15 protein-coding genes and 1 other RNA gene are annotated in these 17330 nt (G+C 49.5%); 9 read left to right on the top strand and 7 right to left on the bottom strand.

Features of this window, described 5'->3' with window-relative positions:
- Positions 1-7 precede the first annotated feature (7 nt).
- The 6 genes from BUB81_RS09090 to BUB81_RS09065 all read left to right on the top strand — a co-directional run bounded on the left by BUB81_RS09090 (position 8) and on the right by BUB81_RS09065 (position 8734).
- Positions 8-2089: a TonB-dependent receptor domain-containing protein gene (locus tag BUB81_RS09090; protein WP_084526387.1), complete on the top strand. Its 2082-nt coding sequence runs from the start codon at positions 8-10 to the stop codon at positions 2087-2089.
- Between the two features lie 3 nt (positions 2090-2092).
- Positions 2093-3220 (top strand): PepSY-associated TM helix domain-containing protein, encoded by a 1128-nt coding sequence (locus BUB81_RS09085; protein ID WP_073321731.1) that lies wholly within the window; start codon positions 2093-2095, stop codon positions 3218-3220.
- A 26-nt stretch (positions 3221-3246) separates the two neighbouring features.
- Positions 3247-4062 carry a hypothetical protein gene (locus BUB81_RS09080; RefSeq protein WP_073321728.1) on the top strand — a complete coding sequence of 272 codons (816 nt, stop codon included), beginning with the start codon at positions 3247-3249 and terminating at the stop codon, positions 4060-4062.
- A gap of 156 nt (positions 4063-4218) precedes the next feature.
- A complete protein-coding gene (locus tag BUB81_RS09075) occupies positions 4219-5406 on the top strand; it encodes an efflux RND transporter periplasmic adaptor subunit (protein ID WP_073321725.1) in 1188 nt (395 codons plus the stop codon).
- Entirely contained in the window at positions 5396-7333 is a 1938-nt protein-coding gene (locus tag BUB81_RS09070; RefSeq protein ID WP_073322780.1) for an ABC transporter permease, read from the top strand. The genes BUB81_RS09075 and BUB81_RS09070 overlap by 11 nt, the downstream gene beginning before the upstream one ends.
- Positions 7334-7336: 3 nt before the next feature.
- Positions 7337-8734 (top strand): TolC family protein, encoded by a 1398-nt coding sequence (locus BUB81_RS09065; protein WP_073321722.1) that lies wholly within the window; start codon positions 7337-7339, stop codon positions 8732-8734.
- Between the two features lie 20 nt (positions 8735-8754).
- Here BUB81_RS09065 and BUB81_RS09060 read toward each other — a convergent pair whose 3' ends face one another.
- Both BUB81_RS09060 and BUB81_RS09055 read right to left on the bottom strand, forming a co-directional pair.
- Positions 8755-9594: a patatin-like phospholipase family protein gene (locus tag BUB81_RS09060; protein WP_073321719.1), complete on the bottom strand. Its 840-nt coding sequence runs from the start codon at positions 9592-9594 to the stop codon at positions 8755-8757.
- 304 nt (positions 9595-9898) lie between these two features.
- On the bottom strand, positions 9899-10264 hold the full coding sequence (locus BUB81_RS09055) for a hypothetical protein (protein WP_084526383.1): 366 nt from the start codon (positions 10262-10264) through the stop codon (positions 9899-9901).
- Positions 10265-10560: 296 nt separating this feature from the next.
- Between BUB81_RS09055 and BUB81_RS09050 the strand changes: the two genes are divergently transcribed.
- Entirely contained in the window at positions 10561-11052 is a 492-nt protein-coding gene (locus BUB81_RS09050; RefSeq protein WP_073321716.1) for a retropepsin-like aspartic protease, read from the top strand.
- Positions 11053-11061: 9 nt separating this feature from the next.
- On the opposite strand, the gene BUB81_RS09045 is transcribed toward BUB81_RS09050, so the two are convergent.
- The 4 genes from BUB81_RS09045 to ssrA all read right to left on the bottom strand — a co-directional run bounded on the left by BUB81_RS09045 (position 11062) and on the right by ssrA (position 14768).
- Positions 11062-12534 carry an FAD-binding domain-containing protein gene (locus BUB81_RS09045; RefSeq protein WP_073321713.1) on the bottom strand — a complete coding sequence of 491 codons (1473 nt, stop codon included), beginning with the start codon at positions 12532-12534 and terminating at the stop codon, positions 11062-11064.
- 63 nt (positions 12535-12597) lie between these two features.
- Positions 12598-12864 carry a TIGR03643 family protein gene (locus BUB81_RS09040; protein ID WP_255053951.1) on the bottom strand — a complete coding sequence of 89 codons (267 nt, stop codon included), beginning with the start codon at positions 12862-12864 and terminating at the stop codon, positions 12598-12600.
- A 71-nt stretch (positions 12865-12935) separates the two neighbouring features.
- Entirely contained in the window at positions 12936-14174 is a 1239-nt protein-coding gene (locus tag BUB81_RS09035) for a methyl-accepting chemotaxis protein (protein WP_073321710.1), read from the bottom strand.
- 235 nt (positions 14175-14409) lie between these two features.
- Positions 14410-14768: a transfer-messenger RNA gene (gene ssrA, locus BUB81_RS09030) on the bottom strand.
- Between the two features lie 161 nt (positions 14769-14929).
- Here ssrA and BUB81_RS09025 point away from each other — a divergent pair.
- Both BUB81_RS09025 and BUB81_RS09020 read left to right on the top strand, forming a co-directional pair.
- Complete coding sequence (locus BUB81_RS09025; RefSeq protein ID WP_073321707.1) at positions 14930-15895, top strand: XdhC family protein; 966 nt, start codon at positions 14930-14932, stop codon at positions 15893-15895.
- Between the two features lie 19 nt (positions 15896-15914).
- Positions 15915-16772: an alpha/beta hydrolase family protein gene (locus BUB81_RS09020; RefSeq protein WP_073321704.1), complete on the top strand. Its 858-nt coding sequence runs from the start codon at positions 15915-15917 to the stop codon at positions 16770-16772.
- A 26-nt stretch (positions 16773-16798) separates the two neighbouring features.
- Here the strand turns inward: BUB81_RS09020 and smpB are convergent, their stop codons facing one another.
- Positions 16799-17275: an SsrA-binding protein SmpB gene (smpB, locus tag BUB81_RS09015; RefSeq protein WP_073321701.1), complete on the bottom strand. Its 477-nt coding sequence runs from the start codon at positions 17273-17275 to the stop codon at positions 16799-16801.
- Between the last annotated feature and the right edge of the window lie 55 nt (positions 17276-17330).

Here is a 17330-nt window from a genome sequence, read left to right as displayed (position 1 = left end):
TTAACACATGAAACTGCATCCAATAGCGATTGCGCTTGGAATGACTATGGCTGCCGGTGCGGTAGCACAAGAAGAACAGCTACCTACGGTAGAGGTGAAAGCAAACGCCTCTGATGTCGACAAAATTGTGGAAGTTGACGGTCAGCGTGTTAGCGCAGTGGAAGGCGCACAAGTAATTACATCCGACTATATTCGCGCTCAGCAGGCGACTACCCTGGCTGATGCGCTGCGCAAAACAACCAGTATTCAAATAGATGAAGAAGGTGGTCCACAAAGCTCACTGATTTATATTCGCGGTTTCTCACAAGACCAAATCAGTGTGCGCGTTGAAGGCGCGCCAAAGAACTTCAACCTGGTTCGTCACGGGGGAGCAGGCAGTACCTGGCTTGAACCCGATATGTATAAAAGCGTCAGCGTAATTCCTGGTGTGGCATCAAACGTATACGGAAACGGCTCACTAGGTGGCGTGGTGATGTTTGAAACCAAAGACCCGGAAGACATTGCAGGCGACAAAGACTGGGGCCTGACGTTGCGCGGTGGTATCGAAACCAATGGCGAAAGTCAGTATGTGAGTGTTGACGGCGCGAAAATCATCAACGATCAGTGGGCGGTATCCACCACGATTATCGCGCGCGATACAGATCCATACGAAGACGGTGAAGGTCGTGAAACGCTGGAAGGATCAACCGGCACTCAGGACGTAAATGGCCTCTTTAAAGCGGTATTCACACCCACTGACGAACAGCGCGTTGAAGCGTCGTACCAGCGTTTGGAAAAAGACTATACCGCAAGAACCACAACAGGTAGCGGCGCATATAGTGCACCGTCTGACACTGAACTCACTGACGAAACGTACAGCCTGATGTATGCGTTTAATCCGGAAGACAACGACTGGCTGAATCTGAAGGCGCGTGTTTCACAAACGTCGACTGAGCGCTGGCGATTAACGGAAGGTGACACAGATCCTTCTATCTGGGGTGTAGAAACCACCTATGCGGAACTTGAAAACATCGCCACCCTGATACAGAGCGATGACGTGCTGCATCAAATCCGCTTTGGTATCGACTACACCTACGACGACGTACTGACAGCCTATACCAATGCCAGTGGCTTGCCAATCGAACGTGAACGCACTCAGTTGGGTGGTTATATCAGTGACACAGTTTATATCGGTGAAACCCTGGAGTTGGTGGGAAGCTTGCGTTTCGACAAGTTTGAAAATACCAATGAAGGCACCTCGATTAACGAGTCAGCAGTGTCCCCTAAGATCAATGTGAATTGGTCTCCGTTTGAAGAAACAGCGGCCAAAGGCCTGTCATTTTATGGTGTTGTTGGTTCTGGTTTCAGAAGCCCAGCGGTGCACGAAGCATTTGGCCGAGGCGACCCGGCTCCAGTGTGTGGACGTCGAAGCTGTTCTATGCTGGAACCTAACGAGTCATTGAAAGGCGAGAGCAGCGACAGTTGGGAAGCAGGCTTCAAATATAACCGCACCGCACTGTTTACCAGTAGCGATCAGCTGAGTTTCCAGGTTGGTTATATTAAAAACGATGTGGAAGACATGATTTCTCATCAAGAAATCGGCCAGACTGAATTTGATGTTGACGGTGACGGCAGCGACGATACGGTGCTGATTAATCAGTTCCAAAATATCGATCACGCCGAGATTGACGGTATTGAAGTGTCATTCAACTACACCAGTGATTTCTTATTTGCTGTTGTCAGTGCACAAAATCTGGATGGTACCGACAGCACCGGTGCAAAGCTGGCTGACATTGCACCTGCCAGCTTAAATGCCACCTTGGGGACGTATTTGTTCGACGGTAAATCACGTGTGGGTATCGACATGACATCACGTCAGGATCGCCGCTATGTTCAGCGAAATGTCGAACGTTACCGTGAAGATTACCGTATATTTGACGTGTTCGCGTCTTACCAATTCAGCGATAATCTGCTGCTTCAATTGCGAGTCGCTAACCTGTTTGATGAACTCTACGCAAAGCGTGCGATCACGACTAACACAGATGGCGAAGATGTCACGACCTACCAACCCGGCCGTAACATCAAGCTGACTGCTGAGTATAAGTTCTAAACAATGAAACGCTTTCTGATCACGCTTCATCGGTGGGTGGGATTTCCGTTGGGGATCCTGTTTACCCTGACTGTGCTTAGCGGCATTGTGACGGGGTTTGATGACTTGTTGGATATGCTCAAGGGATATCCTGCCTCGCAGGTGACCCTGAGCGATAGAGAAATGACGCTGGGCATCGATATACTGGCACAGCGTCACTCGGGTGCCCGACAAATAGCATTGCCTAACGAGACTCAGCCGGTGTTTACGGTGATTATGCGGGGTGAACGCTATGTTTACGCCAGTGATCTTACGTTATTACACCATGAAGTCAGTGATCGGAATGGATTCTTCCCGTTTGTCCTGCGCCTGCACCGCAATTATTTGCTTGGTAGACAAGAGACGGCGGGATTGTCCGGCGCAGAGTGGGTTGCCTGGGTAGGGCTAATCAGTCTGGCTATCAGCCTGCTGGGCATTTACCTGTGGTGGCCTCATAAGCGTACCTTTAAGCTTAAACGTCTGGTTCCTACCAACAACAAAGCATCCAGCTATTACTTCTCTCACTTAACAGCCGGTATTGTTACCGTGGTGTTTATTTTGCTGTTTGCGATAACCGGGGCGGGCATTACTTACCGTGCAATTGCACAGTCGCTGTTATTGCCGGAGCCTGCGAGTCAAACATCCCCCGCGCAGCCTGTTTATGTATCAACAGGGTGGAAGCATGCCATTTCCACCGCCAAATCTGTGTTCCCCGATGGTGAGCTGGTCAGTGTTTCAATGTCTGCGGGACGCAGAACGCCGCCCGAGTATGCTAATGCGGCGCAATTTCGCTTTCATACCAACGGAGACTGGTTTGGTCTGGCCGGATCGGTCGTCTATATCGACAAAATCAATGGTGCCTATTTAGGGCATCAGGCTTTTGCCGACTACCCAGCAGGGCAACAGGTTTATGAGTTGCTGCTGCCTTTACACACAGGCCGAGGCCTTACGCCCCTCTATCTGGTTATCATGCTGACGGCTATGAGCTTAACGCTTGTCATGGTGGTTGCCGGCATTACCAGCTTTGTGCGTAAAAAATCGAAACTGGAAAAGCAGGTCAGCCGTGCGTTGACGTCGGCATTGCCGTTTATCGCAAAAAAATCTAACCCTTAACCGTCAAAATCAACAGGTATTGTGTCATGAAACAACTTTTATTAATTGCCATGGTGAGTGTGGTTTGCAGTGTAGTTGCAGTGAATTGGCTTTCGCCTTCCGCAGGGGCATCTGCCGGAGGCGGTCACAACAATCAACAAGGTATGGGCCAGCGTCAGGCAGTGCAACAGCCGGGCGGTAATCGTCAGGGCGGACAAAGACAAGGCGCGCAGGGACAAAATACAGAAAGCGCTCAAGCGGGCAATGGTCAACAGGGGAACCGCGGTGGCGCACAGGCTGGAGGTCAGCGTCAAGGAGGACATGGTGGCCAGCAAGCCGGTGGTCAAAGAGGTGGAAATCGCGGCGGCGACAGCAGTGAAATGTTGGCCGGTGAACGTGCTCAGCGTCAGGGTAACCGTGGCGGTCAAAGCAGCGGCGCACTACCGAGCGGTGGTCATACACATGGCGGGAATGCTCAGGGTGAAAGAGCGGGCGGCAATAGCGGGCAAGGCGGAAGAAACAACCGTATTGCCGGGTTCAGTGCAGGTGATATAGAAAATAGCCTGGCAGACATGACAGCTAAACTGGCGCTATCACCCGACCAGCAAGCCATTATCAGACAAGCACTGGAAACGTATCAGCAGAGTGCCAAAACAGCGCGAGAGCAATTTATGCAGACGCGCGCTCAACTCACCGCACTGGATGTTACGGTTGCGACTTACGAAGAAGACAAAGCCCGGGTGCTGCAAAGCGCTCAAGCTGCCTATCAGGAGTTATTACTGTTAACCGTGTCCACCCGTGAGGCGATTTATCAGTCATTGAATTCTACTCAACAGCAGATCCTCACTAATCTGGAAGCCTGATCACAACCCGTAGTTTCGCTATGGGAAAGCCAAGTGTAAAGATACGTTAAGGTCCTTTGACTTGTGTGATTTATAGCGTATCTATGTCGCTCAAATAGCAACATTTTATAGACATAACAGAGTGATATCAGTGATTAGTACAAGGGTGATTAAGCAATGCTGAAGGGATACGGACCGGTAATTAAAATTGCATTGCTGCTGATTATTATTGGCGCGCCTGCTTACGCGCTTTATAGCATTTATGCCCCTGCAGCCAACGACGAGGCACAATTGCTGGCGCCTGTGCGTCGCGGCGATATAGAGACAACCATAGTGGCCACCGGGCAACTTGAGCCTAAACGTTACGTGGAAGTAGGGGCGCAGGTCTCTGGCCAGGTTGATGCGATTTATGTTGAAGAAGGTGACGTAGTTACCGAAGGCCAGTTACTTGTAGACATTGATGCCACGGTGTTTCGTACCCAGGTACAAAAAACCGAAGCTAACCTTGAGAACAAGCGCGCACAGCTTGAACAGTTGAAAGCTGAACGAGAGCTGGCCATATTGCGCGCTAAACGTAACGAACGCTTGCACGCGCAAGATGCCGTGAGTGAAGACGAAGTGTACGCCAGTCAAACCAATGTGCGTGTACTGGATTCAAAGATCAGCGCGTCGATCGCACAAATCAAAGCTGATGAAGCCTCGCTAGAGGGTGACAGAGCAACACTGGGCTTTGCGAAAATCTACGCACCCATTGCGGGAACGGTTGCAACGATTAAAGTGCGTCAGGGCCAAACCCTGAACGCCAATCAAAATGCGCCCACACTACTGCAAATTTCAGACTTAAACACCATGACCGTTCGGGCCGAAGTGTCTGAAGCTGATGTAGGTAAACTGTACCCCGGTATGCCGGTGTATTTCACTACACTGGGCGATACCAGAACGCGTTACCATTCAACAGTGCGTCAGGTGCTGCCGACGCCAAACGTGGTGAATGATGTTGTGCTGTATCAGGTGCTCATTGATATACAGAACGATAGCGGGGCGCTCATGGACGCCATGACCACCCAGGTGTTTTTTGTACAGGAACAAAAAACAGATACGTTATTGGTGCCTCTGGCCGCCATAAAAGGCCCGCCGAGAAATCCGTTTGTCCTGGTTGTTACCGAGCAGGGCAATGAACAGCGCCAGGTCAAAGTGGGGATTAGAAATCGCACCGTTGCTGAGATCCTTGACGGTCTGAGCGAAGGCGAGCAGGTCGTGGTGGGTGTGCGCGGTGCTGCTGCACGAGGTCAGCGCGGACAGCAAAATGGTCCACCGGGAATGCCGCCGGGCATGCCTGGCGGAGGGCGTCGTGGTGGCTTCTAACCCATTAATTTCACTGGATAACGTCAGTCGTAGTTATCAGTCTGAAGGTGCAGAAGTCACGGCACTCAAACAGGTGTCGCTTACCATTCAGAAAGGTGAGTTTGTGGCCATCATGGGGCAATCGGGTTCGGGTAAATCCACCATGATGAATATTCTGGGCTGCCTGGACAAACCCAGTGCAGGTACTTATCGGATTCACGGCCAGTCTGTGGCGGATCTCGATGACAACCAACTGGCTGCATTACGGCTCAAAACCTTTGGTTTTGTGTTCCAGCGCTATCAGTTGCTCTCGACGTTAACGGCACAACAAAACGTTGCGCTACCAGCCATTTACAGCAACACCAGCGAGGTTGAGCGTAATGCTCACGCAGCGCAATTGCTGGGTAAACTTGGGCTTGAGGATCGCATTACCCATCGTCCTGGCGAATTGTCGGGCGGGCAGCAACAGCGAGTGTCAGTAGCCCGGGCGCTGATTAATGGCGCTGAAGTGATCCTGGCCGACGAACCTACCGGTGCACTGGATTCAGCCAGCGGCGAACAGTTGCTAGCCCTGCTTAAATCACTACACCAGGAAGGGGTGACAATTATTCTAATCACCCACGATCCAGCAGTCGCGGAGCACGCCCAACGTCAGGTGAAGCTGCTTGACGGCGAGATTGTGGAAGATACTGGCGCAGCAGAAATGCAGTCAGTTGAGTCTGAGCAGCAACAACCGCCTAAGGTTAATGTCTTTCCCAGTATTTCAACTGGCGCTGCACTGGGCATGGCGTTTTCATCGCTGCGGCTAAACTGGTTTCGAACGTTACTTACCTTACTTGGCATCATCATTGGCATCGCTGCGGTGGTTACCATGATGGCAATAGGTGAGGGCGGAAAGCAGGACGTGCTCAAACGTATTGAAACCATAGGCACAAATCTGATTTCGATTCGTCCCGGCGGCGGCAATATTCGAAGTTCAGGTGATATCGCATCGCTAACCTTAGAAGACGCAAAAGCACTAGAAGCAATAGAGGGTGCCTTATATGTGGCGCCAGAGCGAAGTACGCGCGCCACCATGCGCTATGGTGAAAATGACTTCTCAGGCCGGATAACCGGTACCACGCCTGCGTATTTTTATGCCAAAGACTGGGAAATGTCTCAGGGCGTCTTTTTTACTAATGAAGATGTCGACAGTTATGCGCCGGTGGTCGTGATAGGCGATACCGTAGCCGAAACCCTGTTTGAAAATAAATACCGCTCTATCGGCGAATACATTTTAATGAAAAATGCGTTTTATCAGGTGATTGGGGTACTGAAATCCAAAGGTGCCAGTGCAGGCGGTAACGACATGGACGACGAAGTCTTAATCCCCATCTCTACTGGGCGCTTAAAGGCCTTTGGACGCCCGTATTTAAGTGGCATCACCATTAAAGCGGCGTCGACAGAAGCTGCATCTGGCGTACAGGAAGAAGCTCTTGCCATTCTAACGGCACGCCATGGCAAGGAAGATGTAATGGTGCGGACCACGGATTCACTGGTTGAAGCGGTCACAGAAACCCAGAATACCCTGACCTGGTTGCTGGCGTCTGTTGCGGGCATATCGCTGTTTGTTGGTGGTATCGGCGTGATGAACATTATGTTGGTGAATGTGTCGGAGCGGAAACGAGAAATCGGGCTGCGCATGGCGACCGGCGCTAAACCCGGCGACATTTTAAAGCAGTTCAATATAGAAGCCTGGGTGGTGTGTGTTATGGGCGGTTGCGTAGGCATTTTTCTGGGGTATGCCGTGATTTTCGTGCTGTCACAGTTTTCAGTCTCGGTGGCCTATACCTTATTACCGCCTGTTCTGGCTTTTGTTACGTCGTTGGCGGTGGGTGTATTGTTTGGCTTTGCGCCGGCTCACAAGGCTGCCCGGCTAAACCCTATTGATGCGTTGGCAGAGGATTAATTTATGGCACGCTGTTTTGTTCATTTTAGCCCGCGTGCTGCTGCCGTTTCGTTAGCCATGTCCGCTGTCTTTATATTAAGTGCATGCAGTATGCAGCCATCGCGGAGTTTTCCGGAGGTGCAACTGCCTGAGAGCTTCTCAAACCCAAAGATCACTGCAACGGTATCGGTAGATACGAACTGGTGGCACGGGTTCGACTCACCAGAGTTATCGGCGCTAATGGCGCAACTCGCCGCGCAGAATCTGGATTTAGCGACGGCGTCGTTGCGTGTAGAACGTGCGCAATTTCAACTGGGGCAGACTCGAGCCGATAATTTACCTGCCGTGTCGGGACGATTAAGTGGTCGCGGTGGCGAAAACCTGGATACAGGCCTTACGTCACTGAGCTCATCGGCATCAATAGGCGCGAGTTATGACGTGGATATTTGGGGTTCGCGTGAAGCCAGTATTCTGGCCTCAACGCTGAATATTGATGTGAGCCAGGCGCAACTTCGAAACCAGTCTGTGCTGTTGCAGCGTCAGCTCGCCAATGCGTATTTTACTCAGTTGTCGTTGCAACAACGCTTAGCCATAGCAAAGCAAAATGTGGCAGCATCAGAACAGCTACTGTCGTTAATTCAGTTGCGGTACGACGCTGGTAGCGCATCGGGCATAGAGCTTGCGCAGCAGCGTAACACGCTGTTAAGTGCCCAAAATGAGGTATTGCGTCTGTCGAATCAATTAGCCATTAATAACCGCGCCTTGGCTGCATTGTTGGCCGACAGCGAGTTTCAGCAGCGCGAATTCACGGCACCGGTGAATAGTCTGGCATTGCCGGAAATTGACGTTCAACAGCCTGCCAGTGTATTGCGTCAGCGCCCGGATGTCGCCGCGGCCTTTTTGCAGCTTCAGTTGGCGGACATTAGTGTTTATCAGGCCAGTATTGCCGGTTTACCAGGGTTGAGTTTAAGCGCGGATCTGGGCATGTCAGATCTTACCGATCTTGCCAACGGCTGGTCACTCTCGGCAGCGCTAAGTTCGGCCATGGTGCTGTTTGACAACGGCAAACGTGAACAAGCCGAACGGGATGCCAACGTGGATACTCAAATTGCGTTCAATAACCTGATGACAACCATAATCAGCGCTGCGCAGGAAATGCAGGATGCAGCAGATAATTATCGTTTTCAGCGTGAAGCGTATGCATTGGACTTGATTGAACTGGAAAACAATCAACGGTTGTACGATTTAGCCCAGGCCAGATATAAGTCGGGTGACAGCGACTTCCTGAATTTGCTCAATGCCCAGCGCAGCTGGTTTAGCGCCCAGTTGAACGTAATCAATCGCTACCAGAGCGCGCTGAGTGCCGCTGTAGATGTGTATACAGCGGCACGAGGTCTGCCAGTAACGAATACGGATAGTTAGCGGTATAGCGGGATAACTATTTAAGCCGCAACGTCGCGCAGTTGAGCCAGATAAGACTGCGCGGCGTGACGTCCCATCTGATAGCCGTGAATAAGTTTATCGCGGCGCATAGTCAACCTGCCGACACCGAACTCTGCTGGCGGAACGATAACATTAATCCGGCAGTCAGTGGGCGGTGAAGCAATAAATGCCAATGTATCGTTATAGCGCGTAGCACGTTGCTGTATGGCTTGTATCAGTTTTGGGTAGCGGGCAAACACTTTGTTGGCGACCCAGGTACCTTTTTCCTCGGCTTTTTGATAACCCCAGGGCTGGCTGAGTATAACCGTGATGTCCTTAAAACCTTGCTCATAGGCGTACTGCACCGGAATGGCGTCTGTCACACCGCCATCGACATAGCGGACTCCCTGATAACGGGGAGGCGTGCGATACGCCATCGGTAAGGCGCAGGTCGCTTCCATTAACACATCTATGTTGTCAGCAGTAACACGGTGATATTCCGGCTCACCAGTGCGCATATTGGTTATAACAGCAATTAACGGCGTAGATGTCGCCAGGGCTTCCGCGTTTATAGGATACCGGGCCTGCGCCTCCAGCCACAGCCATTTCACGTCGGTCATATGGCCTTTCAACATAAAGCGAACGGGATTAAAAAACTCACGTTGTGTAGCAAGGCGGGTAATAATTTTACGATTTCGAGGCGCATTGCCTGTTACATAACCCGCTGCATTTGTGGCACCCGCAGACACACCAAGCACCATATCAAACGGATTGTAGTGTTGAAGCTGAAACGTATCTAGCACACCCGCCGCAAAAATGCCGCGCATTGCACCGCCTTCTACAACCAATGCACTTTTCATGATCCAGACTCCTGTTCAGATGTTTATATGAATACCAACGATTTCTTTGCAAATAGAATACCGAATTGTGTGGGCTAACAGTGATGAATAAAACTACACGGCATAATCGAAAAAATAGAATAGCGAAATGGGTATTGGGTAAGTGATATTCGGAGCGGAAACAGGCACAGTAGGGGCGATAGGCATATTAAGCCAGAAACGCGGAAGCAACAGATTTTTGGTTGAAGAGAGTAATATAAAAGCCGATGAACTATGTCATCGGCAAAGATTTGGATCAGGAACTGACTATCGCATTAAGTGTGATTTAGTGACGCTTAAAAGGAGGGCGACCGCTAAATTGGGTTGTCTTTTCTTCGTTGGTGACTTCGAATTGCGCCAGGTCGACCGTCTCTACACAATCGCTACTGCGCTTAAACGGTGGTTTACCTCGCATAGTGGCTTTATTGGCCTGGCATGTTTGTGCCGATGTTACGACTTCAAACTGAGCCATATCCATTGTCTCGCCGACAACGCGTTGTCTTTTAAACGGTGGCTTTCCTGAGAATTCAGTGACAACCTGTGAGGAAGTTTGCGAAGCAGCGGATCCTGCTTCTGAGGCATTCGCGTGCACCATTGACGTGCATGCAAGGATGCCGGTAGTAAAGAATAACGATAATGTGCTTTTCTTCATAATAGGTGACCTTTTATTTGAAGTTGCTATCTATGTCTATGTTCTGTTGAGATAATATAAGCACTTAATCTAAAGTTTAAAGCCTGTCTCGTGATAGTTAAAAGCTATCAATTTATGAATTCATTCACAAAATAAATATCAATTATTTAAGATTCGCACAAAAAAGGTGCTTGCATGCTTTGTTTTGGTGAACCGGTGCGGTGTGTTTGAAAAAAAGTCATTAAATATGAGTTGGTTAACAAGTGGCGTTTAAATTGCCTCCTTATCAATAAGGTCGGCCAAAGCGTGTCTTTTCTATGAAAAGCAAACTAAGTGTTTTCACCACATTATTGCTCATATACTGTGTCTTCAATACAGCGTACGCTGAGCAGTTTGCTTTGCAGCAAAGTGAAGGCGGTACGTTGTATTTGCGCATCCATACCCGGGCAGTTGACGACGCACAGTTTTTGTTAGACACAGGTTCGTCACTTACATTACTGACCCCTGACACATTTAAAAAATTGAGCGCAAACGAGCCTGCAACAGAAGCAGGCTACGTTAATGCTCGACTTGCAAACGGACAAATTAAAAAGATCAAAACCTATCGCCTGACAGCGTTTGCACTAAGCGATGCCTGTGCATTTGAAGATGTGCAGGTTGCCGTCATGCCAAGAGCCAACAACATTTTAGGTATGGGGTTGCTGTCAAAAGCGGGTTCGCTAAATATCAGTCTGCTGCCGCCAACCCTGACGCTGGAAAAGTGTGATCAGATGCATACTGCTTCTACCGCCCCGTTGAGCACACACTGAAGCAACAAGCTATCCCGGATTGCTGTGACGATGCAACACACGGCGGGCTTCTTTTCTGACATCGTCTCGCTCACGCCATTTCCACAACAAGTCTCTGTGTGGCGGAATAATATCTTCTGGAATGGCTACCGGGTTCACATAGCGCGGTGGCAAGGGTGAGTCGAGCGTTAATTGCGTAAGCGGTGGGATCTGCCAGGGAGCAAACAAATCCTCAATATCCAGATGTGCGATTTCAGGTACCCATTTTCGAATAAACTCCCCGCTTGGATCGTTGTCTTGCGCTTGTTTCACCGGGTTGTAAACCCGCAGCGTATTTGTACCGGTTACTCCGGCTTGCATTTGAAACTGCGGGTAATGAATACCCGGTTCAAAATCCAGAAACTGTTGTGCAAGGTGAAGTGCACCTCTGCGCCAGTCAATCAGCAAATAATGCGTAAGGAAGCTTACCAGCATAGCCCGCATTCTGAAGTTCAGGTAGCCGGTTTTAATAACACTGCGCATGCAGGCATCAACCATGGGAATACCGGTATTGCCTTCACACCAAGCCTTAAATTGCTGTGTAGCTTGTTCGTCAGCTCTGTACGGAAAACGCTGATATGCGGCGTTAACAGGCCTGAATTCCTGCTCGCATTCACTTTCGAATTTCTGGATAAAGTGGCAGTGCCAATGCAGCCGCGATATAAAAGCTTGTAAGGATCGCGGTAAGGGGGATTTCACGGCGGTAATTGCCTGATAAACCTGCCTAACACTCAGATTTCCCCAAGCCAGATAGGGCGATAAACGCGAGCAACTGCGCATACTCTTGAGGGGACTGGAAATCTGTGTGTGGTAGCTACGATGGCGATCATCGATAAAGGAGACCAGAGTTTGATGTGCCTGTGTCTCTCCGCCAAGTTGCATGTGCTCGTCTGGCCGGTGCAGCTCGGCAGAAATGGTGGCAGGCACGCGGGTAACCAGAGTTTTGTTTGTTTCCCAGTTAATCTTGTGAATGGGTGTACTTACAGGCGCAGAACACATTTGTTTACGCCAGTTTGCCAACCACTGTTTGCGGTGAGTCAGCCCCCTGATAACGCCCGCATAAGGGAATTCTTTCCACTCCACACCCACCGACTTACACCAGGCTTTAAGCTGTTTGTCTCTCTCAAAAGTACACGCCAGCCCCACCTCTTCATAGCTGTATAGCGTTATGCGTTGGTAGTGCTGGTGGAGCCGTTTAAAGAACGGTAAGGCGTCGTCATAGCTGACATGAAAACTGGCATTGAGTGGTCTAAGTTGCTGCTCCATGTCTAACAGACTTTGCCACACAAACCGCCAGTGCCGGTTGCTGTAGTGTGAGTCGGCCATTATTGCTGGTTCGAAAAGGTAAACAGGCAATACCGGATTATTACTTTCCCATGCAGCGTGAAGGGCGTGGTGGTCCTGCAAACGCAAGTCTCGTTTGAACCACACAACGCTTATAGATTGATTGTCCCGCGAAGTCATGTTTGTTACGTGAACGATTGAGTAAAAAACCGCTCGACGCTCGCTGATTGAATTAACAGCATGTTACCGCTGTTTGTACTGAGTGGGGCAGTAGCCACGGTTTATGTCAGGCGAACGCAACTTTAAGTGTTTGGTATTTCGGCCTTGCGTGCGTTTGCGCCACAGTCGGAAACTCGATGGCTTTAGTTCACTGCGCATGATTTTGATGACAGCGTCCTGATTAACACCAAACAGATTTTCGATAGCTTCAAAAGGCGTGCGGTCTTCCCATGCCATCTCGATGATCCGTGACAGGTCGTCGGCACTGTATTGACGGGTGATTTTGCTCAATATTCATTTCCAATAATTCACAATCACCCGTAATACGCTAACGCATTAAGTTTAGATTAATGCAGCACACATTAAGCCTTCACAACAAATTGCGTTAGGCCTTGTTGGGTAGAATTGGCTAGGTCTTTGGCTCTTGAGGCTTCATTCACCGTTTGTTCCAATTGATACTGAATATCGTCGCTGACCTCTGCGATATTGGTTGCGATACCGGCTGCTGTTTGCTGTTGAGCGCTCAGCGCATTTACCGCTTCCAGTATTTGCGAGAATGCCGCTATGTTTTCATTAAAGTCGCGCATCATTGTGGCGAAGGTGTCACGTGTAAAATTAACGCTTTCGTTCATAGCAGTAGAAACATCAATGAGTCTGCCTGACTCGTTCTGTGTTTCCTTAACGAGGGTATCCATTTCATTCAGGAATTTACTGATTTGTTGAGTTGCATCGGCCACTTTTGCCGACAAACTGCGCACTTCATCTGCCACAACAGCAAAGCCTCTACCAGCTTCACCAGCACGGGCAGCTTCGATAGCGGCATTAAGCGCAAGTAAATTGGTTTGATCGGCAAAGCCTTCAACCATTTTTAAAATACTGCGTACATTTTCGGCGTTGTTTTGCAGGCCAGTTACCGTGCTGGCAAATTGGTTAAGCAGTTCAGTAATACTACTAATCTGCTCCTGAGACGTTTCCAGGGTGTCGTTAGCGGTAACGGCATTATTCAAATTAACTTCATTAGACGTAGAAACCTGCTCAGCCGCCGACACAATGTGGTCGATGCGATGGCTCACATCTTGTGCTGACTGGCTAATACTCTGACTGTTCTGCTTTTGCTGTGCTGCCTGCGAATTTACTGAGTCTACGATGTGGCTAACGGTGTTATTGGCTTCCGCTGCTTTTTCTGCATCCTGATATATCTTCGCGATGAGTCTAGCCAGATTACCTGCAAAGGTGTTGTAGGCCGCCGACAGCTCACTGAACTCGTCGCAGGTGAAAGCGGGTAGGCGAGTGGAGAGGTCGCCCTGGGTATGGTTAATGTGATTTAGTGTTGAAAGCAATGCTTTTACAGGGCGAACGATCAGGTGATGCAAATAAAAAATAGTGAACCCGAAACACAGGGTGCTAATAACAAACACTGAAATCACAGTACCTTGCATGGCGTGCTGCTCTTCAGGCGGCGCGGACAGCATAGAATAGAACAGGTAAAAGTTGATGATTTGAAATATAAACAAGAAGCTTATATTGCCAGTGATTTTACGTGAAAGTGTAAAGAAGAACGTTTTCTCAATGACGTTGTACATCTGCCAAAATGTTTGCATGGGGTCTGATCCCGCTATTTTTGTTGGTTGTTTTACGCGCAATTTCTGCACTTTATACTCAAATTATAGCTAAGCAATTGGGGTAATTCTTTGCGTGAGATCAGGTGTTGTTGAGATAAAGCTAGTTATGGAATAGTGCCTAATGGCACTTGAAAGACAGATTATTAGAGGAGGAGCACGAAATAGCGACGAGTCTAAATAAAAACCCCATGCCTTTCGGCACAGGGTTTATGTTTGGTGGAGCTGGCGGGATTTGAACCCGCGTCCAGAAAATGTCTACCTTTGGTACTACATGCTTAGTTTGTCTTTTATTTAACTACTTTGGACCCCGACAAACAGGGTTCCTGGTAGCTGTCCTGATACTATTTCGCGGTTCAACCTCAGGAGAGTTTCCCTCGCTAGTTTGCTTTAATGACCTTCCGAAATCCTGGCTAGCAGACAGAGCTTAGGTGGAAGGGCCTATACCGGTTATTAAGCGGCTAGTGCGTAGTTTTCGTCGTTTGCGACTATTTAAATGCGGCTTTTTAAAGAGGCAAACCGCACCTCTGCATGCACCTCCAGCTTCCTAGATCCTGTCGAATCCTAATCAGCCCCAGAGTTGAAGCGCGAATGGTATCGCGAAAGTGGGTTGTACACAACTGGCATTTCACCGTTTTGTGTCAGGATTTCATCCAAATGTGGCATTGTATCCTGTTGGTGAGCCGGGTTTTTTTGCTACATTACCCACATAACAGATATAGGGGTAATTCGGAATAATGCAACCCTTGGATGTAAAAGTCGTAGAGCAGGTATTGGCGTGGCTAAATAACAGTCAGCCAGTTTGGTTTTGTACGGTGCTATCTACCTGGGGATCTTCTCCCAGAGAGCCGGGCAGTTTATTTGCTGCTTGCAGTGCCAGTGAATGGGTCGGTTCTTTGTCGGGTGGCTGCGTGGAAGATGAATTTCTGGCGCAACTCGGCTCGCCCGAATCATTGCAACCTGTTGCTATTCAGCGATATGGCGACGGGCAAAGCAACGGTGAAATAAAGTTACCCTGTGGTGGGATCTTAACCGTGTGCGTTGAGTATATTCAGCCAACAAAAACCTGGGTAAACCATTTTGAAGACTACCTCGACGCAATTCGCGGTCGGCGTCTACTCACTCGAACCATAGATTTGAAAAGTGCTGACGTATCGCTAAGTCCTGCGTCGGTTTCGCAGTCGCCGGTAGACTGGCAGGGGGGAGAGTCGCCTGTCTTTGTTCGAATAGGCCCGGCAAAGCGATTGATCATTGCGGGTATTTCTCCGGTTGCCGAGTATTGCGTGCAGTTTGCATTGGCGCTCGGTTTTGAAGTGATTGTGTGTGAGCATCGTCAGGAAGAGTTGGCGCGTGTCACGCTCTCGGGGTGTCAAATTGTCCCGGTGTTCCCGGCGGACTATATTTTGCAGCCAGATGCAGTGCACGGGCAAACGGCCATAGTGTCGTTAACGCACGATGCCAGAGTCGACGATACCACCATGCTTGATGCGGTGAATACCAATGCCTTTTACGTTGGCGTAATGGGGTCTAAACGTACGTCTCGTAATCGGGCAGAGCGTTTACAGCGTATCGGGCAGTTGGATGACCAAACGCTGGCAAAAATACACATGCCGATTGGGTTGGACATTGGCAGCAAGACGCCGGCAGAAATTGCGTTGGCAGTAATGGCCGACATTGTCGCCAAATACCGGGCAGTCCATTAATTCAGGGATATAAAAGAGCATGAAAAGGCTAATTTGCAGTGTGTTGGTTTTGGCATTTGTGTCACTTAACGCCTTTGCTGATGTGCTGTCGACACCACTGATGCTGGATAACGGTGAATATGAAATCCCTGCCATTATGACATCACCAGAGGGGACAGCTGTGGTGCCAGGTGTCATCTTGTTGCATGGCAGCGCTTCGCATAAAAACGAAGTCGGTGATTTGTATTTGCGTCTTGCTGAACAGTTAGCGAACAACGGCATTGCGTCTATAAGGATCGATTTTGCAGGCACCGGAGATAGCCCGGTAGATTACACGCACTACACGTTAAAAACTGCGGTACGCGATGCGGAAGTGGCGTTAGCGTTTTTGCGTTCACAGCCACAGGTAGACGACCATCGAATAGGTGTTGTGGGGTTCAGTCAGGGCGGTTTGATCGCGCAGTTACTGTTAGCGCAGCAACCCGGTATTAAGAGCTTCGTGGCTTGGTCATCGGTAGCGTCTGATGGCATTGGGCCGTTTGCAGACATGTTTGAAACGCTGTACATGACAGCAAAACGTGAAGGCCAGGTAGAACAGCAATTCGCGTGGCGTCCGCCTTTATCGATAAGTTATGAATGGTTTGAGCAAGTAATGGCGAACCAGTCATTATCGGGTATGGCAGAATACACAGGATCGGTATTAGCCATTGCTGGCAGTAACGACACGGTGGTACCGCCAACTGCGGCTACCAGACTGATTGTGGCGAGTGGCAGTGATGTTGCCAGAGCCGTCATCATAAAAGGGGCCGATCACATATTCAATGTGCTGGACGAAAACGCAAATCAGGATGAACAACTGCTGGAGATGACAACAGAATGGTTTGCAGAGGCGCTATGATTGCGCCTCGCAGTAAACGCTGGTGGTCAGGCTTTGTGCTTCATTACGCGGGCTTTCTGGCGGTCCCAGTCGCGATCTTTAATTGTGTCGCGCTTGTCGTGACTCTGCTTACCTTTAGCAAGGTGAATTTCCAGTTTAACCCAGCACTTTTTCCAGTACATGGCGGTGGAAACAATCGAGTAGCCTTGTCGGTCTCGTGCACCCATTAAGCGATCAAGCTCACGCCTGTTTAACAGCAATTTACGCGCGCGTTCTGGCTCGCAAATTACGTGTGTTGACGCCTGATTCAATGGCGTAATACGGCAACCTACCAGGTATGCCTCGCCATTTTGGATAATCACATAGGTGTCTTTGATATTCACTTTACCGTCGCGAATACTTTTCAGCTCCCATCCCTGTAATGAGATGCCGGCTTCAAATTTGTCTTCGAGGTAATAGTCGTGACGCGCCTTTTTGTTAAGGGCGATAGTACCTGTGGATTGCTTGGATTTATTCTTTTTCATGCGCGCTATTATACTGATTGCGCAACGCTTGTCTCGTATTTCCTGAGCAGGTAGA

Origin of the sequence: Marisediminitalea aggregata (assembly GCF_900129565.1) — a bacterium.
Taxonomy (GTDB): domain Bacteria; phylum Pseudomonadota; class Gammaproteobacteria; order Enterobacterales; family Alteromonadaceae; genus Alteromonas; species Alteromonas aggregata.
Note: the sequence above shows the minus strand (reverse complement) of the source record. Positions and strands in the feature narration are given on the sequence as shown.